This is a genomic window from Wolbachia endosymbiont (group B) of Camptogramma bilineatum (assembly GCF_947251825.1).
In the GTDB taxonomy this organism is placed as follows: domain Bacteria; phylum Pseudomonadota; class Alphaproteobacteria; order Rickettsiales; family Anaplasmataceae; genus Wolbachia.
In genome coordinates this window covers 1,197,740-1,220,030 of sequence record NZ_OX366391.1, presented here as the reverse complement: position 1 = coordinate 1,220,030, position 22,291 = coordinate 1,197,740, and the positions used below count along the sequence as shown (strand labels likewise).

Annotated in this window: 18 protein-coding genes and 2 tRNA genes; 13 read left to right on the top strand and 7 right to left on the bottom strand. The window is 34.3% G+C overall.

All coding sequences use genetic code 11. The features are described 5' to 3' along the window. Positions 1-6: 6 nt before the first annotated feature. From clpX to OPR44_RS06105, 4 genes are all read right to left on the bottom strand, one after another. Positions 7-1,284 (bottom strand): ATP-dependent Clp protease ATP-binding subunit ClpX, encoded by a 1,278-nt coding sequence (clpX, locus tag OPR44_RS06120; protein WP_265014703.1) that lies wholly within the window; start codon positions 1,282-1,284, stop codon positions 7-9. Next, positions 1,284-1,910 (bottom strand): ATP-dependent Clp endopeptidase proteolytic subunit ClpP, encoded by a 627-nt coding sequence (clpP, locus tag OPR44_RS06115; RefSeq protein ID WP_264374998.1) that lies wholly within the window; start codon positions 1,908-1,910, stop codon positions 1,284-1,286. The genes clpX and clpP overlap by 1 nt, the downstream gene beginning before the upstream one ends. Before the next feature lie 11 nt (positions 1,911-1,921). Beyond that, positions 1,922-3,265: a trigger factor gene (gene tig / locus OPR44_RS06110; protein ID WP_265014702.1), complete on the bottom strand. Its 1,344-nt coding sequence runs from the start codon at positions 3,263-3,265 to the stop codon at positions 1,922-1,924. A gap of 155 nt (positions 3,266-3,420) precedes the next feature. Beyond that, a tRNA-Leu gene (locus OPR44_RS06105) sits at positions 3,421-3,502 on the bottom strand. A gap of 256 nt (positions 3,503-3,758) precedes the next feature. On the opposite strand from OPR44_RS06105, the gene OPR44_RS06100 reads away from it, so the two are divergent. Continuing rightward, positions 3,759-4,358 carry a BON domain-containing protein gene (locus OPR44_RS06100; protein WP_010406846.1) on the top strand — a complete coding sequence of 200 codons (600 nt, stop codon included), beginning with the start codon at positions 3,759-3,761 and terminating at the stop codon, positions 4,356-4,358. A 73-nt stretch (positions 4,359-4,431) separates the two neighbouring features. Here the strand turns inward: OPR44_RS06100 and OPR44_RS06095 are convergent, their stop codons facing one another. The 3 genes from OPR44_RS06095 to OPR44_RS06085 all read right to left on the bottom strand — a co-directional run bounded on the left by OPR44_RS06095 (position 4,432) and on the right by OPR44_RS06085 (position 6,130). Next, on the bottom strand, positions 4,432-4,737 hold the full coding sequence (locus OPR44_RS06095) for a hypothetical protein (RefSeq protein ID WP_264374996.1): 306 nt from the start codon (positions 4,735-4,737) through the stop codon (positions 4,432-4,434). Positions 4,738-5,075: 338 nt separating this feature from the next. After that, positions 5,076-5,927: a peptide chain release factor N(5)-glutamine methyltransferase gene (gene prmC / locus OPR44_RS06090; protein ID WP_265014701.1), complete on the bottom strand. Its 852-nt coding sequence runs from the start codon at positions 5,925-5,927 to the stop codon at positions 5,076-5,078. An 80-nt stretch (positions 5,928-6,007) separates the two neighbouring features. Beyond that, positions 6,008-6,130 (bottom strand): hypothetical protein, encoded by a 123-nt coding sequence (locus OPR44_RS06085; RefSeq protein WP_019078684.1) that lies wholly within the window; start codon positions 6,128-6,130, stop codon positions 6,008-6,010. A gap of 239 nt (positions 6,131-6,369) precedes the next feature. On the opposite strand from OPR44_RS06085, the gene rpsL reads away from it, so the two are divergent. The 12 genes from rpsL to OPR44_RS06025 all read left to right on the top strand — a co-directional run bounded on the left by rpsL (position 6,370) and on the right by OPR44_RS06025 (position 22,277). Beyond that, the gene (gene rpsL, locus OPR44_RS06080) at positions 6,370-6,744 is read left to right on the top strand and encodes a 30S ribosomal protein S12 (protein WP_264374994.1); all 375 of its coding nucleotides are present in this window, start codon (positions 6,370-6,372) and stop codon (positions 6,742-6,744) included. A 5-nt stretch (positions 6,745-6,749) separates the two neighbouring features. Further along, positions 6,750-7,226, top strand: coding sequence for a 30S ribosomal protein S7 (gene rpsG, locus OPR44_RS06075; RefSeq protein ID WP_265014700.1), 477 nt, complete (start codon positions 6,750-6,752; stop codon positions 7,224-7,226). A 21-nt stretch (positions 7,227-7,247) separates the two neighbouring features. Beyond that, positions 7,248-9,323, top strand: coding sequence for an elongation factor G (gene fusA, locus OPR44_RS06070; RefSeq protein ID WP_265014699.1), 2,076 nt, complete (start codon positions 7,248-7,250; stop codon positions 9,321-9,323). Between the two features lie 12 nt (positions 9,324-9,335). Further along, positions 9,336-10,508: an elongation factor Tu gene (gene tuf, locus OPR44_RS06065; RefSeq protein ID WP_265014698.1), complete on the top strand. Its 1,173-nt coding sequence runs from the start codon at positions 9,336-9,338 to the stop codon at positions 10,506-10,508. Between the two features lie 12 nt (positions 10,509-10,520). After that, positions 10,521-10,593 (top strand) — tRNA-Trp (locus OPR44_RS06060). A 10-nt stretch (positions 10,594-10,603) separates the two neighbouring features. Continuing rightward, complete coding sequence (gene secE / locus OPR44_RS06055; RefSeq protein WP_012481857.1) at positions 10,604-10,813, top strand: preprotein translocase subunit SecE; 210 nt, start codon at positions 10,604-10,606, stop codon at positions 10,811-10,813. Then, entirely contained in the window at positions 10,803-11,639 is an 837-nt protein-coding gene (gene nusG, locus OPR44_RS06050; RefSeq protein WP_265014697.1) for a transcription termination/antitermination protein NusG, read from the top strand. The genes secE and nusG overlap by 11 nt, the downstream gene beginning before the upstream one ends. A 2-nt stretch (positions 11,640-11,641) precedes the next feature. Beyond that, a complete protein-coding gene (locus OPR44_RS06045; protein WP_010406829.1) occupies positions 11,642-12,082 on the top strand; it encodes a 50S ribosomal protein L11 in 441 nt (146 codons plus the stop codon). Between the two features lie 4 nt (positions 12,083-12,086). Then, positions 12,087-12,740: a 50S ribosomal protein L1 gene (rplA, locus tag OPR44_RS06040; RefSeq protein WP_265014696.1), complete on the top strand. Its 654-nt coding sequence runs from the start codon at positions 12,087-12,089 to the stop codon at positions 12,738-12,740. A gap of 12 nt (positions 12,741-12,752) precedes the next feature. After that, positions 12,753-13,271 (top strand): 50S ribosomal protein L10, encoded by a 519-nt coding sequence (gene rplJ, locus OPR44_RS06035; RefSeq protein ID WP_007301987.1) that lies wholly within the window; start codon positions 12,753-12,755, stop codon positions 13,269-13,271. A 26-nt stretch (positions 13,272-13,297) separates the two neighbouring features. After that, positions 13,298-13,699 carry a 50S ribosomal protein L7/L12 gene (gene rplL / locus OPR44_RS06030; RefSeq protein WP_265014695.1) on the top strand — a complete coding sequence of 134 codons (402 nt, stop codon included), beginning with the start codon at positions 13,298-13,300 and terminating at the stop codon, positions 13,697-13,699. Positions 13,700-13,757: 58 nt separating this feature from the next. Then, on the top strand, positions 13,758-22,277 hold the full coding sequence (locus tag OPR44_RS06025) for a DNA-directed RNA polymerase subunit beta/beta' (protein ID WP_265014694.1): 8,520 nt from the start codon (positions 13,758-13,760) through the stop codon (positions 22,275-22,277). Positions 22,278-22,291 lie beyond the last annotated feature (14 nt).

Sequence of the window (22,291 nt, the reverse complement as noted above, 5' to 3'; positions counted from 1 at the left end):
CTCAAATTAATCATTAACCGTTATAACACTACCCTTATTATTATGATTAATCGTCGCTTTGCCTAATTCTACCATTTTCTTAGTAACCGTTATAGCGCTACCTTCAAAACCTCCATTGCCAGCTGTATACATAACATCAAGCAAAAGTGACTCTAAGATAGCACGTAACATCCTTGCACCTGTTTTATAGCTTATAGCTTTTTTAGCAATAGCTGATATTGCTTCATCTGAAAACTTAAGGTTTACTTTACTAAATGCAAGCAATGCTTTATATTGTTTTACTAGCGCATTTCTTGGCTCTGTCAACACATGTATTAAATCCTCGTGATCCAGCTCATCTAGAACAGCAGTTATTGGAACCCGTCCTACAAATTCGGGTATCAAACCGAATTTGATTAAGTCCTCAGGTTGAACATCATGTAAAGCATTTTTTTTCTTTTGTTCTTTATACTGACTTATGTCCGCACCAAAGCCAACTGATGTTCCCTTTTTTCTTGCCTCAATAATTTTATTTAGGCCTTCAAAAGCTCCTCCACAAATAAATAGTATGTTACTAGTGTCTACTTGTATAAACTCTTGTTGCGGGTATTTTCGCCCTCCTTGTGGAGGAACATAAGCAACCGTACCTTCCATGATTTTTAGTAGAGCTTGTTGGACCCCTTCACCTGAAACATCACGGGTTATTGAAGCGCTTTCAGACTTTCTTGTGATCTTGTCTATTTCATCGATAAACACTATACCATGCTGTGCCTTTGCAACATCATAATTTGCAGCTTGTAATAGACGTGACAACACGCTTTCTACATCATCACCTACATAACCTGCCTCAGTCAAAGTTGTCGCATCGGCCATAGCAAATGGCACATCTGAAACTTTAGCAAGTGTTTTTGCTAGCAAAGTCTTACCAGAACCAGTAGGGCCAATAAGCATTATATTTGACTTCTCAATTTCAATATCACTTATAGAATGAAGTTGCACCATGGATTGACAATGGTTATACATAGCCACAGATAAAACGTGTTGCGCATGTTCCTGACCTACAACATGCTTACTAAGAAAAATTTTTATATCTTCAGGTTTCTTTAGTAATAGCTTTATATCAGATATATGATCTGAATTAAAAGCTCTCTCTTTCTTTTGACTTATTGCTTTATGGGATAACTCTATGCATTCATTACAAATGAACACCTTTAAACCATCTGAAGAGTTAGTAATCAATTTATCTACTTCGTTTTGTGCCTTGTTACAAAAAGAACAGTAGTGTAAATCATTATTGTTATCCATTAAACTACCTTTTGTTTAACTTTAATGTTTTCAATCTTAATATCTTTACGCTCAGCTATTACTTTATCAATCAAGCCAAGTTCCATTGCTTCTATAGGATCCAAAAATTTATCTCTTTCCATCATTCCTTCAATCTTCTTGAGTGAATGCCCAGTATGTTTTTCATAAATTTGATTTAGCTTTTTCTTAATTCGCAAAATTTCCTTAGCATGTATTTCTATATCAGTTGCTTGACCTTGATAACCACCAGATGGTTGATGTATCATAATTCTTGAATGAGGTAGAGAGTGGCGCTTACCTTTCGCACCAGCTGCAAGCAACAAAGAACCCATAGATGCAGCTTGACCTATACATAAAGTTGAAACGTCTGGCTTTATGTACTGCATTGTATCGTAGATTGATAAACCAGCAGTTACAACACCGCCTGGCGAATTAATATACATATGAATGTCTTTATCAGGATTTTCCGATTCTAAAAATAAAAGCTGTGCTACTATTACGCTGGCCATGTTGTCTTCAATAGGGCCAGTTACGAAAATTATTCTTTCTTTTACTAGCCTTGAATATATGTCATAAGCCCGCTCACCGCGACTAGTTTGTTCAACTACAATTGGTATAAGAGTCATACCTTTTCCTATCAAATATTATCAAATAATTCCTTTAATTCTTTCACAGAAACAATCTGTTCTTCTTTATTAGCTTTTTCTATCATATAATCTGTCACTTTATACTCAAGCGCTTGCCCTCTAACTAATTCCTGAAATTGTCCGTCTGATTTAAAATGTTTAAATACTCTGTCAAATGATACATCTTTACTGACATATTGATTTACAATAACATTCATAATATCACTTTGAGTTAATGATATTTCATGTTCTTTACTGAACTCCATAAATAGCATTGCAAGCTTTACACGTCTTTCAGCTTCTTTACAAGAATCATCTTTAGCATTCAACTCTCTTTCCACTCTCTGCTGTTCCTGTTTTACTACTTCTATAGGCAAATCAAAACTATAACTAGCATCCAAACAATCAAATAGCTCTTTCTTAATTAAGAGATCTCCCATTTCTTTACACTGATTATCAATTACTTCTTTTACATGATTTATTAGCGAAGAATGATCTTCAAAACCAATTCTCCTAGCTATTTCATTATCACTTTGCAAATCTTCGGCAATCTGAATATCATTAACTCGAACAGAAAAAGCAGCCTCCTGCCCCGCAAGGGAAATTACCTGGTAATCTTCAGGAAATCTCAACTTAAAGCTTTTTGTTTCCCCTTTTTTCATGCCAATTAATTGATCTTCAAAACCATTTATAAATGTTCCAGATCCTAAATTAACAGTAAAATTTTTGCCACTTCCACCTTGAAAGAGCTTATTTCTAATTCGCCCTTCAAAGTCAATTATCAGTTTATCCTCGTTTTTTGCTTGATAAGAAGCATCATCAACAGAGACAAAGTTAGGAAATTTTGTTTTTATAGAATCAATAAATTCTTTTATGTCTCCCTCTTTGATTTTTGCCTTAACTTTCTTCAAATTTATTTTATCAAGATCTATTACTGGCACTTTTGGCATCGATTCAAAAGATAATTTGTACAGAAAGTCGCCTTTTTTATCCTTTTTATCCAGGTTTGGTAATGACATAATATCAACCTTAGGATGGATGTGAGACTTAACTTCGATTTTTTTCATTAAATCACTTGAGCAATAGTCAATCGTATCTTTTATCACATATTCCAAAGCTTCGTTTTTATAATTTGTAACAACAAGATCGTAAGGCATCTTTCCGGATCTAAATCCAGGCAATTTTGCATCCTTCGCTATTTCTTGTAATCTAGAGTTTATCTTTTGTTCTATATAATCACTACTAACTATGATTTCATACTCATACTTTAGTTTATCTACACTAAGTTCCTTATAGGTATATATATTACTTAATGTATCTGCTTCGACTGCATTTTGAGTTATATTACTAGACATTACAACCTGTTATCAATATTTTATTTATGTTTTAATAAAGCCATTTTAACAGAATTTAAGTTAAATACAATCCTTAAGAACAGGTTCTTATACAAACAAAAGTGTACTTAGTGATTATAAATTTTCTCTTAAAACCTGAGTTACATGACTTTAAGTGCGGATAGAGGGACTTGAACCCCCACGAGCAAGCTCACCAGGACCTAAACCTGGCACGTCTACCAATTTCGCCATATCCGCAAGAACCCTTCATTAACTTATAGATAACCACTTCTGTCATCTTATGCAATTTAAAGATTAGATTTTAGTACCACAGACTGAACTTATAATACTGGTTAACTCCACTATGAATCTAAGCCTGAATTACTTTAACTAACATTATTGAGATAAGTACTGTCTTAGAAATATTCAAGGCCTATTCAATTTATAGTATTTACACAATAAAAAAAGCTTATTAATATTCTTTAATTAAAGCTCTAAACTCTGGAAATTAATAATGAGATTAATAGCAAGCTTCTTACTCGCAATTTTTCTGATTACACAGAGTGGCTGTACGACTCTTGTGAGTGGTATAGTGGTAACAGCAACTGCAGCGGCTACAGCAATAACAATGCAAGATAAATCCTTGGGAAACATTATTGATGATACAACTATAGTAATAAGAATCAATAAGGGACTCTTAAAACACGGACTGTTCTCATCTATAAAAGTTAAAGTGAGTGAAGGAAGAGTATTACTCATTGGAAATGTTGATAATCATGAAAAGCAACTCACAGCAGAGAAAATAGCTTGGCAGCAAAAAGAGATTAAAGAAGTGATAAATGAAATAAGAGTCACACCAATTAAAATGGCTTCTATGCTAGATGTTACTGTAGATGGTATGATAACAGCAGAGATAAGCACGAGGCTTCTGGGAAAAAGAAATATTAAATCAATTAATTATAGCGTTAATACAGTTGATAGAGTCGTTTATTTGATGGGTATAGCTCAAAATAAGGCGGAATTAAAAGCTGTAATAGCAATTGCAAGAAAAGTAAAAGGAGTAAAGCAAGTTGTAAGCTATGTGAGATATAGACATAGCAAATTGCGTCATTGATGAAAATTTACTTGAGTGTTAGTACCATGTAGCTAAGCCATAAAACTCCTTTACAAATTTCGTCAGTTCATTCTTATGGTATGTATAACAATGTTACAAAAAATAATATCATAGAATTCAATAGAATAATTCCTAGAAAATCTCTACATACTAAAAAAAGTAAAATGCTATTTAACACTCCCAAGCTTAAGAATAAATAGCAAACATCTATATCTTGTGCGATATGGCGTTTTATTCCTGAGATTTTTTTACCAGCGTCATAGCCTTTTTCTTCATCAGTGTCTGCGTTCTTTACACTCTGAGTGTCAATCATGCAAAAGCTGATTTTTTCTTTCCAAACATTGTTTTGTCGGACCACACTAACTATTTTTTTTAACATGCACTCCAAAATACTTTTTTTTTTATTTCCTTTTACTTTTTCACTCCATTCTTGAAATAATCATAACAATTTGGCCATTTTGGAAACTCTTTTGGTAGCATCCTCCACTGATAACCACTTTTTAGGGCTTACAACACTCCGCAAATATATCATACAAATCAAGTTTTCTTGGTTTTGTTTTTTCCACAAGACTCCAGATCTGGTGAAATAATCTCAAACTTCTCTCGACTTATGTCACTTGGGTATACACTCCTCATATATCCTAATTTATACACTCTATTTCTTACTTTATGCCTTTCTTGGGATTATGAACGGGTTCTTAGAAAGCTAGCGTTCTACTAGTCATGTTCTTTATCTTGCTTTACAACAATGCATCTTTTCATTCCAGCCAAGTCGTATACGTATTCCTGAAAAACCAGTCCATATAAGGGTATTATTTTGTCAATATTGCTTTGATCTTCGCCTATTTCCAATATCGCAAACCCATCTTTTTTAAGGCACTTTTTCAATATTGGAAAAATACTCAGGTAACAGCTCAATCCATCGATACCACCATCAAGAGCAATTCTTGGCTCTTTTTGCACTTCAGCTTGCAGATCTTTTAACTTACTTCTTTTAATATATGGAGGATTGCTTATTATGAGATCAAATAAATCTCTGCATTCTGTCCACGAATTTGGAAATATTTTAGCTCTGTTGAGAAGATTATGTTTCTTTGTGTTCTGGTAGGTAATTTTGTATGCTTCCAGGCTTTTTTCAAAACCAACTCCAATAGCATATTCATACTCACTAAGTACGGAGATCAACAAACAGCCTGTGCCTGTGCCAAAATCTGCAATTTTTATTTTTTGCTTCTTATTTTGGTAATATTTTAACACTGTTGAAATTACTGTCTCACTATCTGGTCTTGGATCTAGAACATGTTGGTTAACTATAAAATTTTTACTCCAGAATTCACGATTACCTATTATTTGCGATATTGGATATCTTTCTGCTCTTTTTTTTGTTAATTTCCAGAATAGAAGTTCTTTGTTTCTTGGTACCTGATTGATGTGATTCATGATTGTGAATGATCTTTCTACTCCAAGTACGTACTGCATGATGATTTCACAATCCAAATGTGGTGATTCAATTCTATGTGATGATAGTAGCTTTGACCCTTCTTTAATTAAAGCGCTGATTGTTTTCATTATTCTAAAAACGTGTTCCTTGTATGCAAGAACAGCAAAATTGAGTATAGAATTTTGAACTTAGGGTAGCTGCATTAAATCTAAGTGTCAAGAGTAGGATTGTAAAAATCATCCGGCTTTACTGGTAATTCGGTTAGTTCGGTTGGTATTTTTGCATTAATGTTAGAAGCTCTTGGCTCTATTATAAGCATTATTTTCTGCATATTCTTTGATAGCTATCATAGTATATTACTTGTTCCATATCTATATTAATTCGACCACAGCAAGTGATAATTTCTTAATATTAAAACCAATATGCGCTTTAGCATATAATTATCAGTAGCTTTCAAAGCAATTAGGCTGAGATTATTAGAGTAGTAATGTTTATTTTTATATTGACTATTGAGGTTTATTATTTTATAACTAAGACTTAGTTATTTTTAGAGTTTTAAGTTTACAGTATATGCCTACGATAAATCAATTAATATGTAAAGGTAGATCAGGGTTAACGCGCAAGAAGAAGGTGCCAGCTTTGGGAAAATGCAATCCTCAAAGAAGGGGTGTTTGCACTAAGGTATATACTACAACTCCTAGAAAGCCTAATTCAGCACTACGTAAGGTAGCTAGAGTAAAGATTAGTGGATACGGTGAAGTGACGGCTTATATACCTGGCGAAGGTCATAATTTACAAGAGCATTCCGCTGTTTTAATACGTGGTGGGCGAGTTAAGGATTTGCCGGGTGTACGTTATCACATAATAAGAGGTGCTCTTGATCTACGTGGCGTGCAAAATCGAAAGAAAGCTCGTTCAAAATATGGTGTAAAGAAATCTGGTTAAAATTTATGGCACGTCGTAATAAAGCAAAAAAAAGAACAAGCCCTGACTCTCGTTATGGTAGTGTCTTGCTTATGCGTTTTATTAATATAATTATGAAATGTGGTAAAAAATCTATTGCAGAAAAGATTGCTTATAGTGCTTTGTCCTTAGCTGAAAAGAAAATAGGCAAAGATGCCTTATCAATTTTTGAAACAGCAGTAGAAAATGTTACCCCTTCTATAGAAGTACGCTCTCGGCGTATTGGTGGTGCAACTTATCAAGTCCCTGTTGAAATTCGTCAAGATAGAGCAATTTCTTTGGCATTAAGGTGGATTGCTAGAGCAACTTCTTCTGCTCGAAAAAAGAGCGGTAGAACTACTGCTTATTGTTTGCAGTCTGAAATATTAGATGCTTATAATAAATGTGGTGGTGCATTTAAGATGTGTGAAGAAAAGTATAAAATGGCTGAAGCTAATAAGGCATTTTCTCATCTTCGTTTTTAATATTAGCTGATTGATTGTGGTATGGAAGTTTTAATATCTAGGTATAGAAATATAGGAATAATGGCTCATATAGATGCTGGCAAGACCACCACAACAGAGCGTATTTTATTTTATACTGGTAAACAAAATAGGATTGGTGAAGTGCACGATGGTGCAGCTTCTATGGATTGGATGGAGCAAGAGAAGGAGCGTGGCATTACAATTACCTCTGCTGCAACAACATGTTTTTGGAATGATCATAGGATTAATATAATAGATACTCCTGGTCATGTTGACTTCACTATTGAAGTTGAGAGATCTTTGAGGGTTTTGGATGGTGCGGTTGCTGTATTTGATGGAGTTGCTGGAGTTGAGCCTCAGTCTGAGACAGTTTGGCGTCAAGCTGATAAATATACCGTTCCTCGTATCTGCTTTGTTAATAAAATGGATAGAATCGGGGCAAATTTTTATCGATGTGTCGATATGATAAAAACGAAGCTTGGCGCATCACCTTTAGTTATTCAGTTGCCAATAGGAAGTGAGAAAGATTTTAAAGGCATAATCGATCTTATTTCTATGAAAGCTATTATATGGCAAGAAGAAACATTAGGCGCTAAATTTTCTTATGAAGATATTCCTTCTGATTTGCTTGATAAGGCTCAAGAGTATCGAAATCTTTTATTAGATGCTGCAGCTGAAATGGATGATGAGGCGATAAATACTTACTTTAAATCTAACAATCTGCCAATTGATTTATTGAAAAAGTGTGTGAGAAGCGGGACCATTAAAGGAAAATTTGTCCCTGTATTATGTGGGTCAGCTTTTAAAAACAAAGGCGTGCAATCACTTTTAGATGGTGTGGTTGATTTTTTACCCTCTCCTATTGATGTTGATGTAATTATTGGAACTGATCCTAAAGATTCAGAAAAGAAAATTGAGATCAAACCTTCAGAAAAAGAGAAATTCGTTGCTCTTGCGTTTAAAGTGATGACGGATAAATTTGTAGGTAGCTTGACGTTTATTCGTATTTATTCCGGTAAGTTAAAATCTAAATCTGCTGTGTTAAATGCTGGAAAAAATGAGACTGAAGGAATTGGTAGAATGTTGCTTATGCATGCAAATAACAGAGAAGATATAAACGAAGCTAAAGTTGGTGATATAGTTGCCTTGGTTGGATTAAAGAAAACAATTACTGGTGATACTTTATGTTCATCTGATTTTCCTATACTATTAGAGCGTATGGAATTTCCTGATCCTGTTATTGAAACTGCTATAGAACCGAAAACCACCTCAGATCAGGAAAAATTAGGTGTTGCTTTGAATAGATTGGTTGCAGAAGATCCTTCTTTAAGGATGTCAGTAAATGTGGAGAGTGGGCAGACTATATTGAAAGGTATGGGTGAGCTGCATCTTGAGATTATTATTGATAGAATGAAGCGCGAGTTTAATGTTGAAGCTAACGTTGGTGCGCCTCAAGTTGCATATCGTGAAACTATCACTAAATCTGTTGAAATTGATTACACTCATAAAAAACAATCAGGTGGTGCTGGTCAGTTTGCTAAAGTTAAAATGAAATTCGAACCTCTTGAGCCTGGTTTTGGCTTTCAGTTTGAAAGTAAAATTGTAGGCGGTGCTATTCCAAAAGAGTATATACCTGGAGTGCAAAATGGCTTAGAGTTGATAAAAGAAGGTGGTATAATTTTCGGCTTTCCATTGATTGATTTTAAGGCTACTCTTCTTGATGGTGCTTTTCATGATGTTGATTCTAGTCCTTTGGCCTTTGAACTTGCTGCTAAAGGTGCTTTTAAGGAAATGGCAAATAAAGCTGGTCCAAAAATGCTAGAACCTATAATGAAAGTGGAAATCATTACTCCTGAAGAATATATGGGTGATGTTATGGGTGATATAAATAGTAGAAGAGGCAGTGTTGTTGATATGCTGGATTTAGGTAATAATAGCAAAATAATTACTGCTTCGGTTCCTCTTGCAAATATGTTTGGTTATATAAATGTTTTGCGTTCTATATCTCAGGGAAGAGCTCAGTATAGTATGCATTTTTCTTGTTATGAACAAGTGCCACAATATGTGGTTGATGAGTTAAAGTTAAAGTATAATTAAAGGTTAGTAATTATGACAGCGATAGTAGAAGCATTTGGAAAGCCGCATGTAAACGTGGGAACGATAGGACATGTGGATCATGGGAAGACAACGTTAACAGCGGCGATAACAAAGCATTATGGTAATTTTGTAGCATATGATCAAATAGATAAAGCGCCAGAAGAAAGAAAGAGAGGGATAACAATAGCAACAGCGCATGTTGAATATCAAACAGAAAAGAGACACTATGCACACGTTGATTGCCCTGGACATGCTGATTATGTAAAGAATATGATAGTAGGTGCAGCACAGATGGATGCAGCGATATTGGTAGTCTCAGGGGTTGATGGGCCGATGCCACAAACGAGAGAGCATATATTGCTGGCAAAACAGGTAGGTGTTGGATATATCGTGGTATATATAAATAAAGCTGATGTTGCTGATGCTGATATGATAGATTTGGTGGAAATGGAAGTGAGAGAGTTGCTGAGTAAGTATAAATTTCCAGGTGATGAAGTGCCTGTGATAGTTGGGTCTGCGTTAAAAGCATTAGAGGATGATAGTAGTGAGTATGGAAAGAAATCAATAGATAAATTGATGGAGAAGTTAGATGAGTATGTGGTAGCACCTGAAAGGCCTATAGATTTGCCGTTTTTATTGCCAATAGAAGATGTATTTTCAATATCGGGCCGAGGAACGGTAGTAACAGGAAGAATAGAGAAGGGGGAGATAAAGACAGGGGATGAGATAGAGATAATAGGTCTGAAAGCGACGCAAAAGACGATATGTACTGGTGTTGAGATGTTTAAGAAGTTGCTAGATAAGGGAAGTGCAGGACTCAATGTGGGAATACTACTAAGAGGAACAAAGAAAGAAGAAGTGGAGAGAGGGCAAGTATTGGCAAAACCAGGGACAATAACCCCGCATAAGAAATTTAATGCGGAGGTGTATATATTGAAGAAAGAAGAAGGAGGAAGGCATACACCATTTTTTGGAAATTATCAGCCACAGTTTTATTTAAGGACAACGGATGTAACTGGGAGCATAAAATTGCTAGATGGAAAGGAGATGGTAATGCCAGGGGACAATGTAAGTATAGAAGTGGAGTTGCAAGTACCAATAGCAATGGATAAAGGATTACGTTTTGCGATAAGAGAAGGTGGTAGAACTGTTGGTTCTGGCGTTGTTTCGGAAATTTTAGAGTAAACTTTGAATTATAGGAGTGTAGCTCAATTGGTAGAGCGCTGGTCTCCAAAACCAGAGGTTGTAGGTTCAATTCCTATCGCTCCTGCATTAATATTATGGTAGAAATGTTAAAAAACCTGTATGTTTTTTTTTGCGACATAAAGCAAGAAATAAGGAGAATTGCTTGGATAAAAAAACAGCAGGTATTGTCATCTTTGTTTATTGTAATAACTGTTATATTATGCTTTTCGATTTTCTTTTGCTTCGTAGATTTTATGTCTCTTTACGTAATTAAGACTTTATTTGGAATTATTTATGGAATATAAGTATAAATGGTATATCATTAAAGTCGATTACGGGTATGAGAAGGATATATGCGAGTTGGCAACCAATACTGTTTACTTTAAGGAGGTGTTTATTCCTTATCAGACAGTATGTGATGTAAAATCTGATATAAAAGAGTTATGTGAAGTATATATATGTATGCATCTGTGTGATGAAAGTAAAAATATTTTGAATCAAATGACCGGGTTTTGTGGTGATGAGTCTGGTCATTTTGAGATGATTTCAGATGATGAGGTGATTTTAAAACGTAAGGAATTTAATAGATATAAGTGGTACATTTTAAGAGTTGCCTCTAATTATGAAGAGAAAGTGCGCCAATATATATTAGAAAATTCTATGAGATTGAATATTAATAATTATTTTAATAGGGTTTTTATTCCTTGTGAAGAATTAAGTGAGATGGATTTAAAATCTAAAAAAAATGCTAAACGAAGGAAGTCCTTTCCTGGTTATGTCTTTTTATACATGGATTTATGCGATGAGGTATTAAATTTTATTAATAATATACCAAAATCTCTTAAGGTTTATGGATTTTTGAAAAATGGTAATGTTCCAAAGGTGATTGAGGATAATGAGATTCGCTCAATGTGTAGTGCGCTTTACAATGCTCAAGAAACGAAAAAGTTGAGTTATGGTTATGAGAAAGGTGAAAAAGTAAAAATTAATGATGGTCTTTTTCAAAATTTTACTGGTAAGGTAGATATGGTAAATGATGAGAAAAAAATTATTAATGTTGAAGTATCAATCTTAGGTAAGCCAACAATAATAGAGCTTGATTTGGCTCAAGTAGAGAAAATAGAGGATTAATTATGAGTAATGTAGTTGCTAAGATTAACTTGCTTATGGAAGCTGGAAAAGCAGTTCCAGGACCGAAAATTGCTTCAGTACTTGGCCCGCGTGGTATACCTGTTCCTAAATTTTGTGAAGCTTTTAATAAAGCTACTAGCGCTGCTAACGCTAGTTATAAAGTAGGTGATTTAGTAACAGTGAGAATTTCCATAAAGGATGATCGCTCTCATGATTTTACTGTCAGCGGTCCGCCTGTGGCTTATTTGCTTAAGCAGGAAGCTAAATTAAGTAAAGGTTCTGGTAATTCTGGTAAAGAATTAGTGGCTAAATTATCTATGTCTGCTATCATTAAAGTGGCAAAGTGTAAGATGGTTGATATGAAAGTGGATAATGAAGATTCAGCAGTGAAGATGGTTATAGGCACTGCAAAATCTATGGGTATAGAAGTTGTGGAAGGTTAGGTAAATGAGTACATATAATGATAATTTTAAGCAGTGTTTGGAGAAGATTGTTGAGTCTGCTTCAGCAAAATTTAATGAATCAGTTGATATCGCAGTCAATTTAGGTGTAGATTCACGTAAATCTGAAGAGCAGGTGCGTGGTACAGTAGTTTTGCCTAAAGGTATCGGAAAGAATATTAAAGTAGCTGTTTTTGCTCAAGATAAACATTTATTAGAAGCTGAAAAAGCTGGTGCTGATATTACAGGAGGAGAAGATTTAGTTGAAGAGATAAAAAAAGGTAGAAAGTTGAATGTTGATTGGTGCATCACTACTCCTGATTTCATGGCAAAAATCACTCCTATTGCAAAAGTATTGGGTGCTAAAGGGCTGATGCCTAACCCTAAATTTGGTACTGTGACTTCTAACATTGCGGAAGCTACTAAAACCATTAAGTCTGGTCAAATAAAATTCAGGACGGATAAAAATGGGGTTATTCATGGTAAATTAGGAAGTATTAAATTTGATATTGATGATTTGTTGGAAAATTTAAAAGCCTTTCTTAAAGTAATTAGAGACAATAAACCTGCTTCTGTGAAAGGAGTTTACTTTAAAAGCGTTTTTTTAAATTCAACTATGGGTAAAGCTCATAAAATAAACAAAGTAGAAGATATAATTTAAGGGAGCGAAATTGTGAAGCGTAAAGATAAGGATGAATTTATACAAAACATAATGAATGTGTTTGTAAATAATGATTTCTTAATATTGGTAAATTTTAAGTCTATGAATGTTAGCAATTCATTAATTCTTAGGAATAGTCTAAAATCTGTAATGGGTGGGATGTTAGTAGTTAAAAATACTCTAGCTTGCTTGGCTTTGGAAAGGACTGGTAAATTTTCTTATTTATCAGGTAAATTTTCTGGTTCTGTTGCTATTATATACTCTAGCGCTATAGTAGAAGCTGCAAAGTTAATAGTTGATTTTATTAATGCTAACAAAGAAAAAATGTCTGTGATTTGTGCGGCTCATATAAATGAATTATTAACAGTGGAAGATGTTAACAAATTGGCTAAGCTTCCCTCTCTGGATGAATTACGTGTTAAAATTATGCGTTTAATATCTTATGATATTCCTGCTCGGTTAGCATTGTCTATTAATTCATCTTCTATGAGGCTTATGAGAGTTTTGGATTACTATAGTTCTAAAAAATAAATTTGTTGTTAAATAAGGTGGTCAGTATGAATAATGTAATAAGTGATTTGGTTGATAAAATATTATCTTTAAATCTATTAGAAGCTTCTGAACTTGTAAAAGTTCTAGAAGAAAAAATAGGGTTGCCTAGTGGTTCTTTTTTTGGTGGAGCTGTTGGTGCTGGGGTGCCTATTAGTGATAATGCTAATGCTCCTGTTGCTCAAGAAAAAGCTGAATATAAAGTTGTAATCAAAGAGATTGATGCAAGCAAAAAAATAGGAGTGATTAAAGCTATTAGAGAAGTTAATTCTACATTGAATTTAAAAGAAGCGAAAGAATTAGTTGAGTCTTTACCCAAAGATTTGACTGCTAATGTTTCTAAAGACGAAGCAGAAAAAATAAAGCAAAAACTTATTGAAGCAGGAGCAACTAAAGTTGAGCTTGAATAAAATGTTAGTATATTAATTTTATGTTGATATAGCTCTTTTAATTAGTGAAGGTATTTTAATGGTTGATTCTTCTTATATGTGTGCTTCTAGTGCTTTTGTTCCTAGAGTTTCTTATTCCAGGTCGATTGATTTAAAAGATTCTTTGTTGGATTTGGTTAAAGTCCAAAAGGGGTCATATAATTCCTTTACTCCTAATAATGAGAGTAATGAAAGACTTGAAGCTATCTTTCATACAATTTTTCCAATATCTGATCCTTTGCATAGGGCTACTATCGAATTTTTGAATTGTAGGGTAGATGATCTTAAGTATAGTGAATCTGAATGTATAAAACGTGGTATAACTTTTTCTGCTCAGGTTATTGCTTCTATACGTCTTGTTATTATGCAGGATGGTGTTTCTCTTGAAAAATATCAAGAGATTAAAGAAGATGATGATCATTCTAAGCTTGCAACTGTTATAAAATCTGCTGAAGAGCAGGAGGTTCGCTTTTGTGAACTGCCTATGATGACTGATAAAGGTACTTTCATCATCAATGGCGTAGAGAAAGTTATCGTTTCACAAATGCATAGATCTCCTGGAGTGTTTTTTGATAGTGATAAGGGAAAAACTTACAATTCTTGCAAATTAATCTATTCTGCTAGAGTTATTCCTTATAGAGGTTCTTGGCTTGATATTGAGTTTGATGTTAAAGATCATTTGTATTTTCGTATTGATAGAAAGAGAAAGTTGCCAATATCAGTTTTATTAAAGGCTTTGGGCTTATCAAATAATGACATACTTAATAAATTTTATGAAAAAATAGAGTATATAAAACATAAAAGTGGCTGGAGAGTACCTTTTTCCCCTGATAAATTCAAGGGAGTGAGGCTTCCTTTTGATTTAAAGAATGTTGAAGGCAATGTGTTACTTAAAGCTAATGTTCGTATTACTTCAAAATTAGCTAAAAATCTATATGATAACGGATTGAAAGAGTATCTAATTCCTTATGATTCTATATGTGGTTTATTTCTTGCAGAAGATTTAATAGATAGTGCTAGTTCTACAAAAGTCTTATCTGCTGGTGAATCTATAAGATTAGAGGATATAAAAAAGCTTGAATTATTATCTATAGATAAAATATCAGTGTTGAACATAGATAATGTTTCTGTTGGACCTTACATATTAAACACACTTTTCTTAGATGAAAACATGTCTTATGAGAACGCTCTATATGAAATATATAAGGTTTTGCGTCCTGGTGAAGTTCCTGTTTTAAAGATAGTAGAGGAGTTTTTTCGTAATCTTTTCTTCAGTTCGGAATATTATGATTTGTCTAACATTGGTAGATTAAAACTTAACTCTTGCCTTGGGTTAAATTATGAGGAAAATTTAACTACTTTAACACATGAAGACATTATTGAAATTATAACAAAAATAGTATTGTTACGTGATGGTCAAGGATCTGTAGATGATATTGATCATTTAGCAAATAGAAGAGTCCGTTCAGTTGGAGAGTTTATAGAAAATCAATTTAGAACTGGATTATTAAAATTGGGACGGGCAGTAGTTGATTCTATGTCTACTTCTAGTTTAGATAAAGTCTCTCCATCTGATTTTATAAATCCAAAAGTGTTAACCAATGTCTTAAGAGATTTTTTCAACTCTTCCCAATTATCTCAATTTATGGATCAGACTAATCCATTATCTGAAATAACACATAAAAGAAGATTGTCGGCGTTAGGTCCTGGTGGTTTAACAAGAGAGAGGGCGGGATTTGAAGTGCGTGATGTTCATCCAACTCATTACGGAAGAATTTGTCCTATTGAAACTCCTGAGGGGCAGAATATAGGCTTAATTAACAGCTTAGCTATATACGCTCGTATTAATAAATATGGGTTCATTGAAAGTCCTTATAGGAAAGTAGTTAATAAGGTTGTTACTGATCAAATTGAGTATCTGTCTGCTATAGATGAAGGTTTATATTATATAGCCGATACCAGCGCAAAGCTTGATGAGAACAACTGCTTTGTTGATGATATGTTATACTGTAGGTATGCTGGTACCTTTGTAATGGTAAATAGTAATCAAGTAAGTTACATTGATTTATCTCCTAAGCAGGTAATATCGGTTGCTGCTTCTTTAATTCCATTTTTAGAAAATGATGATGCTAATAGAGCGTTAATGGGTTCAAATATGCAGCGTCAAGCTGTACCTTTATTGAAGCCCACTGCTCCTTTGGTTGCTACTGGCATGGAATCTTTCGTAGCTTCTGGCTCTGGTGCTGTAGTTTTAGCAAAACGTGGTGGCATAGTTGACAGCTCAGATAGTAACTCTATAGTTATACGTGCTTTTGACAAAGGAGGAATTAACTACTTGGATGTAGATATTTATCATCTAAGAAAATTTCAGCGTTCTAACCATAATACTTGTATTAACCAGAAACCACTGGTGCATGTAGGTGATTGTGTTAAGGAAGGTGATGTGATAGCTGATGGTCCTGCTATTAATAACGGTGAATTGGCACTTGGCCAAAACTTGCTAGTCGCTTTTATGTCTTGGCAAGGTTATAATTTTGAAGACTCAATCATTATTTCTAGTGAAGTTGTTAAAAAAGATCTATTTACTTCTATTCATATAGAAGAATTTGAATGTGTTGTACATGACACTCCTTTAGGGTCGGAAAAAATAACTCGTGCCATACCCGGTGTTAATGAAGAAAATCTTTATCACTTGGATGATAGTGGTATAGTAAAGGTTGGTACAAGAGTTGGTCCAGGTTATATTTTGGTGGGGAAAGTGACACCTAAGCATTCTCTTTCATTGCCTCCTGAGACAAAATTGTTAATGACAATTTTTGGTGAAAAGTCATTTGATTGTGTGGATTCCTCTTTATATACATCTCCAGATATTGAAGGGATAGTGATTGATGTGCAGGTCTTTACACGCAGAGGGGAAGAAGAAAACGAAAGGGCGTTTCTTATTAAACAAAAAGAGGCAAACGACTTTGAGAAAGAACGAGACCATATAATCAATGTTATTAATCAATATTTCTATGATGAATTAAGAAAAATTCTTATTAATTCTGGCTCTCAAGATCGAGAAAGTATTAATTTTATTGAACGTGAGGGATGGTGGGATATAGGATTGAAAAACCAATCTATTTCTAAGCAAGTTGAGAGCTTAAAAAAAGATTTTGATGAAAAAGTATCACATGCGATAGCAAACTTTAAGCGAAAAGTAGAAAAATTGCATGAAGGCTATGATCTGCCTCAAGGTGTGTCGATGTCAGTAAAAGTTTTTATTGCTGTAAAACATAGTTTGCAGCCAGGGGATAAAATGGCTGGTAGACATGGAAATAAAGGTGTGATTTCTCGAGTTGTTCCAGTAGAAGATATGCCTTATTTAGAAGATGGTACTCCTATTGATATTATTCTTAACCCTCTTGGCGTTCCTTCGCGAATGAATGTAGGTCAAATATTGGAAACGCATGTAGGTTGGGCTTGTAAAAAATCAGGAGAAAAAGTAGGCAATATTCTTGATGAGATCAATAAAATCAAACGTGCTTTTTGTGAGGCAATTAGATCTCTCAGTGATGATGATTTTGAAAAATTTGCAGCATTATATCTTGATAATAAAAAATTTGAGGATATTAATGATGATGAAATAACGGCTTCTATTTTAGATACGCCTAATAAGGATGAATTAAATAATGAATTGACTACATTAGTAGAGAATTATTTCAACTCTTGTAAAGATGCACACAGTAGTTTACGTCACTTCCTAATTGAGGTTTATAGTTGTGGCAGTAATTTATCTATTTGTAATAACATTCGCGATATTAATGATAATCACCTCATTGAATTTGCGTATAAGTTGCGTGATGGCATTCCTGTTACTGCACCTGTATTTGAAGGTCCAAAAGATGAACAAATAGTAAAGCTATTTGAACTTGCTGGATTGGATAACTCTGGGCAAGTTGTATTATATGATGGTTGCTCGGGTGAGAAGTTTGATCGCAAAGTTACAGTTGGTTACATGTACATGCTTAAGTTGCATCACTTAGTAGATGGTAAAATTCATGCGCGTTCAGTAGGACCTTATAGTTTGGTTACTCAACAACCTCTTGGAGGAAAGTCTCATTTTGGTGGTCAGCGTTTTGGTGAAATGGAATGTTGGGCATTGCAAGCCTATGGTGCTGCTTACACTTTACAGGAAATGTTAACTGTGAAGTCTGATGATATTAATGGCAGGGTTAAGATTTATGAATCGGTAATAAAAGGTGACAGTAACTTTGAATGTGGAATTCCTGAATCCTTTAATGTCATGATAAAAGAGTTGCGTTCCTTGTGTTTTAATGTGGATTTGAAGCAAAATGACATAGTAATTGAAGATATATCTCATACTAACATCGCGCAATCTTTTAATGAGGTTAGCATTTCCATTGCTAGCCCTGAAAGTATTAAACGTATGTCTTATGGAGAGATAACAGATGTTTCAACTGCAAACTACCGTACATTCAAAGTTGAGAAAGGTGGATTATTTTGTCCTAAAATTTTTGGTCCTGTCAATGATGATGAATGTTTATGTGGAAAGTACAAAAAAAGAAGACATAGGGGCCGTATATGCGAAAAATGTGGAGTAGAAGTTACATCTTCTAAAGTAAGAAGAGAAAGAATGGGTCATATAGAGCTTGCATCTCCTGTTGCTCATATATGGTTTTTGAAGTCACTTCCTTCAAGAATTGGAGCATTATTAGATATGTCTCTTAGAGATATCGAAAGTATTTTGTATAGTGATAATTATGTTGTAATAGATCCTCTTGTTTCCTCTTTTGAAAAAGGTGAAATTATTAGTGAGAAAGCTTATAATGAAGCTAAAGATAGCTATGGGGTCGATAGCTTTATAGCTATGCAAGGTGTTGAAGCTATAAGAGAATTGCTAATACGCCTTGATTTACATGAAATTAGGAAGAATTTAAGACAGGAGTTAGAGTCTGTTGCTTCTGAAATGAGAAGAAAGAAAATTATAAAGAGATTACGTATTGTTGAAAATTTTATCAAGTCTGGAAACAGACCTGAGTGGATGATACTTACAGCTATACCTATTTTACCACCTGACTTGCGTCCCTTGGTATCGCTTGAAAGTGGTCGACCTGCAGTTTCTGATTTAAATCATCATTATAGAACTATTATTAATAGAAATAATAGATTGAGAAAATTGTTAAGTTTGAATCCTCCTGAGATTATGATTCGTAATGAGAAAAGAATGTTACAAGAGGCAGTTGATTCTCTTTTTGATAATAGTCGTCGTAATGCTCTGGTAAATAAAGCTGGCGCTACTGGGTATAAAAAGTCTATTAGCGATATGCTGAAAGGAAAGCAAGGTCGTTTCCGTCAGAATCTTTTAGGAAAAAGGGTAGATTATTCTGGACGTTCTGTAATAGTTGTTGGTCCAACTTTAAAACTAAATCAGTGTGGATTACCGAAAAGAATGGCTCTTGAGTTATTCAAGCCTTTTGTTTACTCAAGGCTTAAAATATATGGAATCGCTCCAACTATTAAATTTGCTAGTAAGTTAATAAGAGCAGAAAAGCCAGAAGTCTGGGATATGCTTGAAGAAGTAATAAAAGAGCATCCTGTTTTACTAAATAGAGCGCCTACGCTACACAGGCTTGGTATTCAGGCTTTTGAGCCAGTCCTTATTGAAGGTAAAGCAATACAGCTTCATCCACTTGTTTGTACAGCATTTAACGCTGACTTTGATGGTGATCAAATGGCAGTACATGTGCCAATTTCATTGGAAGCTCAACTTGAAGCTAGAGTGTTGATGATGTCAATTAATAACGTTTTAAGTCCTTCTAATGGAAGACCGATTATAGTTCCTAGTAAAGATATAGTGCTTGGTATATACTACCTAACTTTACAGCAACTTAAGAAGGATGATTTACCACTTTTTTGTGCTTTTTGTGAAGTTGAGCATTCCTTAAACAACGGTACTCTGCATATTCATTCTCATATAAAGTACAAAATGGAACACATCAATAGCGATGGAAACATTCAGTATAAAACTATTTGTACAACTCCTGGACGTTTAATATTATGGCAGATTTTTCCTAAACATGAGAATCTAAGCTTCGATTTAATAAATCAGGTATTAACAGTTAAGGAAATAACTGGTATTGTTGATTTGGTATATCGTAGCTGCGGTCAAAGTGCTACAGTGGTATTTTCTGATAAATTTATGACACTTGGCTTTGAGTATGCTACATTTTCTGGTACTTCTTTTAGTCGTTGCGATATGGTCATACCTGAAACTAAAGCTACACACGTTGATTATACAAGGGGTGAAATTAAGAAATTTTCTGCACAGTATCAAGACGGACTAATCACTAAAAGTGAGAGGTATAATAAAGTTATAGATGAGTGGTCTAAGTGCACAGATATAATAGCGAATGATATGTTAAAAGCGATATCTGTGTATGATGAAAATAGTAAGTACAATTCAATATATATGATGGTTAGCTCAGGTGCAAGAGGTTCTACTTCCCAGATGAAGCAGTTAGCAGGAATGCGAGGGTTAATGACCAAACCTTCTGGTGAAATTATAGAAACACCTATAATTTCTAATTTTCGCGAAGGATTAAATGTATTTGAATACTTTAATTCTACTCACGGTGCGCGTAAAGGTTTAGCTGATACTGCACTTAAAACTGCAAACTCTGGATACTTAACTCGTCGCTTGGTTGATGTATCTCAAAATTGCATAGTTACAAAACATGACTGTAAAACGAAAAATGGCCTTATTGTAAGAGCTATAGTTGAAGGTAGTACTATAGTTGCATCTCTAGAGAGTGTTGTACTGGGTAGAACAGCTGCAAATGATATATATAACCCAGTAACCAAAGAGTTATTATTAAAAGCAGGGGAATTAATTGATGAAGATAAAGTAAAGCAAATCAACATTGCAGGTCTTGATGCTATAAAAATTAGATCGCCTTTAACTTGTGAAATAAGTCCTGGTGTGTGTTCTTTGTGTTATGGAAGAGACCTTGCAACTGGTAAAATTGTTTCAATAGGTGAAGCAGTTGGTGTTATCGCTGCTCAATCTGTTGGAGAGCCAGGTACTCAGTTAACGATGCGTACTTTCCATATAGGTGGGGTAATGACTAGAGGTGTTGAATCCTCAAATATTATAGCTTCTATTAATGCTAGAATAAAACTAAACAATAGTAATATAATTATAGATAAAAACGGAAATAAAATTGTGATAAGCCGTTCCTGTGAAGTCGTTTTAATTGATAGCCTTGGTAGTGAAAAATTGAAGCACAGTGTGCCTTATGGTGCTAAACTTTATGTAAATGAGGGTGAGTTAGTAAAAATTGGTGATAAAGTTGCGGAATGGGATCCGTATACACTACCTATTATTACGGAAAAGAGTGGTACAATATCTTACCAGGATTTAAAAGATGGAATTTCAATCACTGAAGTGATGGATGAATCTACAGGAATATCAAATAGAGTAGTAAAAGATTGGAAATTGCACTCTGGTGTAGCTAATTTACGTCCTCGTATTGCACTGCTTGATGATAATGAAAAAGTAATAACACTTTCAAGTGGTGTGGAAGCATGTTACTTTATACCAGTTGGTGCAGTGCTTAATGTACAGGATGGCCAAAAGGTTCATGCAGGTGATGTTATCACAAGAACGCCGAGAGAGTCAGTTAGAACTCGTGATATTACTGGTGGCTTGCCTAAGGTTATAGAATTATTTGAAGCACGTCGTCCTAAAGAGCATGCTATCGTTAGTGAAATAGATGGCTATGTAACGTTCTCTGAAAAAGACCGTAGAGGAAAACGCAGTGTAGTAATTAAACCTGTAGATGAGCAAGCTTCTCAAGTTGAGTATTTAGTATCAAGAAGTAAGCATGTAATAGTCAATGAAGGTGATTTTGTGCGTAAAGGTGATTTATTGATGGATGGCGATCCTGATCTTCATGATATTCTACGTGTGCTTGGGTTAGAAGCGTTAGCACACTATATGATTTCTGAAATACAGCAAGTTTATAGATTGCAAGGTGTGCGCATAGATAACAAGCATTTAGAAGTGATCTTAAAGCAAATGCTACAAAAAGTAGAAATTACCGATCCTGGTGATACTATGTACTTAATTGGAGAAAATATCGACAGGCTGGAAATTGATAGAGAAAATGATGCTATGAATAACTCTGGAAAACGACCTGCTCATTATCTTCCTATTCTGCAGGGAATTACTAGAGCAAGCCTTGAAACTAATTCCTTTATTTCTGCTGCCTCTTTCCAAGAAACAACAAAAGTACTTACGGAAGCAGCATTTTGCGGAAAGAGTGATCCTTTGAGTGGGTTAAAAGAAAATGTTATAGTAGGAAGGTTAATTCCTGCTGGTACGGGTCTGATTATGAATAAGGTGAAAGCACTTTCGCTTTGTGAAAATATAGATAAATATGAAAAATATTTTGATATTGAGACTTATGACGAAAAATTGCTGAGTGATAATAGTTATCAATTACATTCTGATGAAGAAGAGAGTGTGGTGGCATCGCACTATGATCAGTCAAATTGAATGTAGCTAATGAG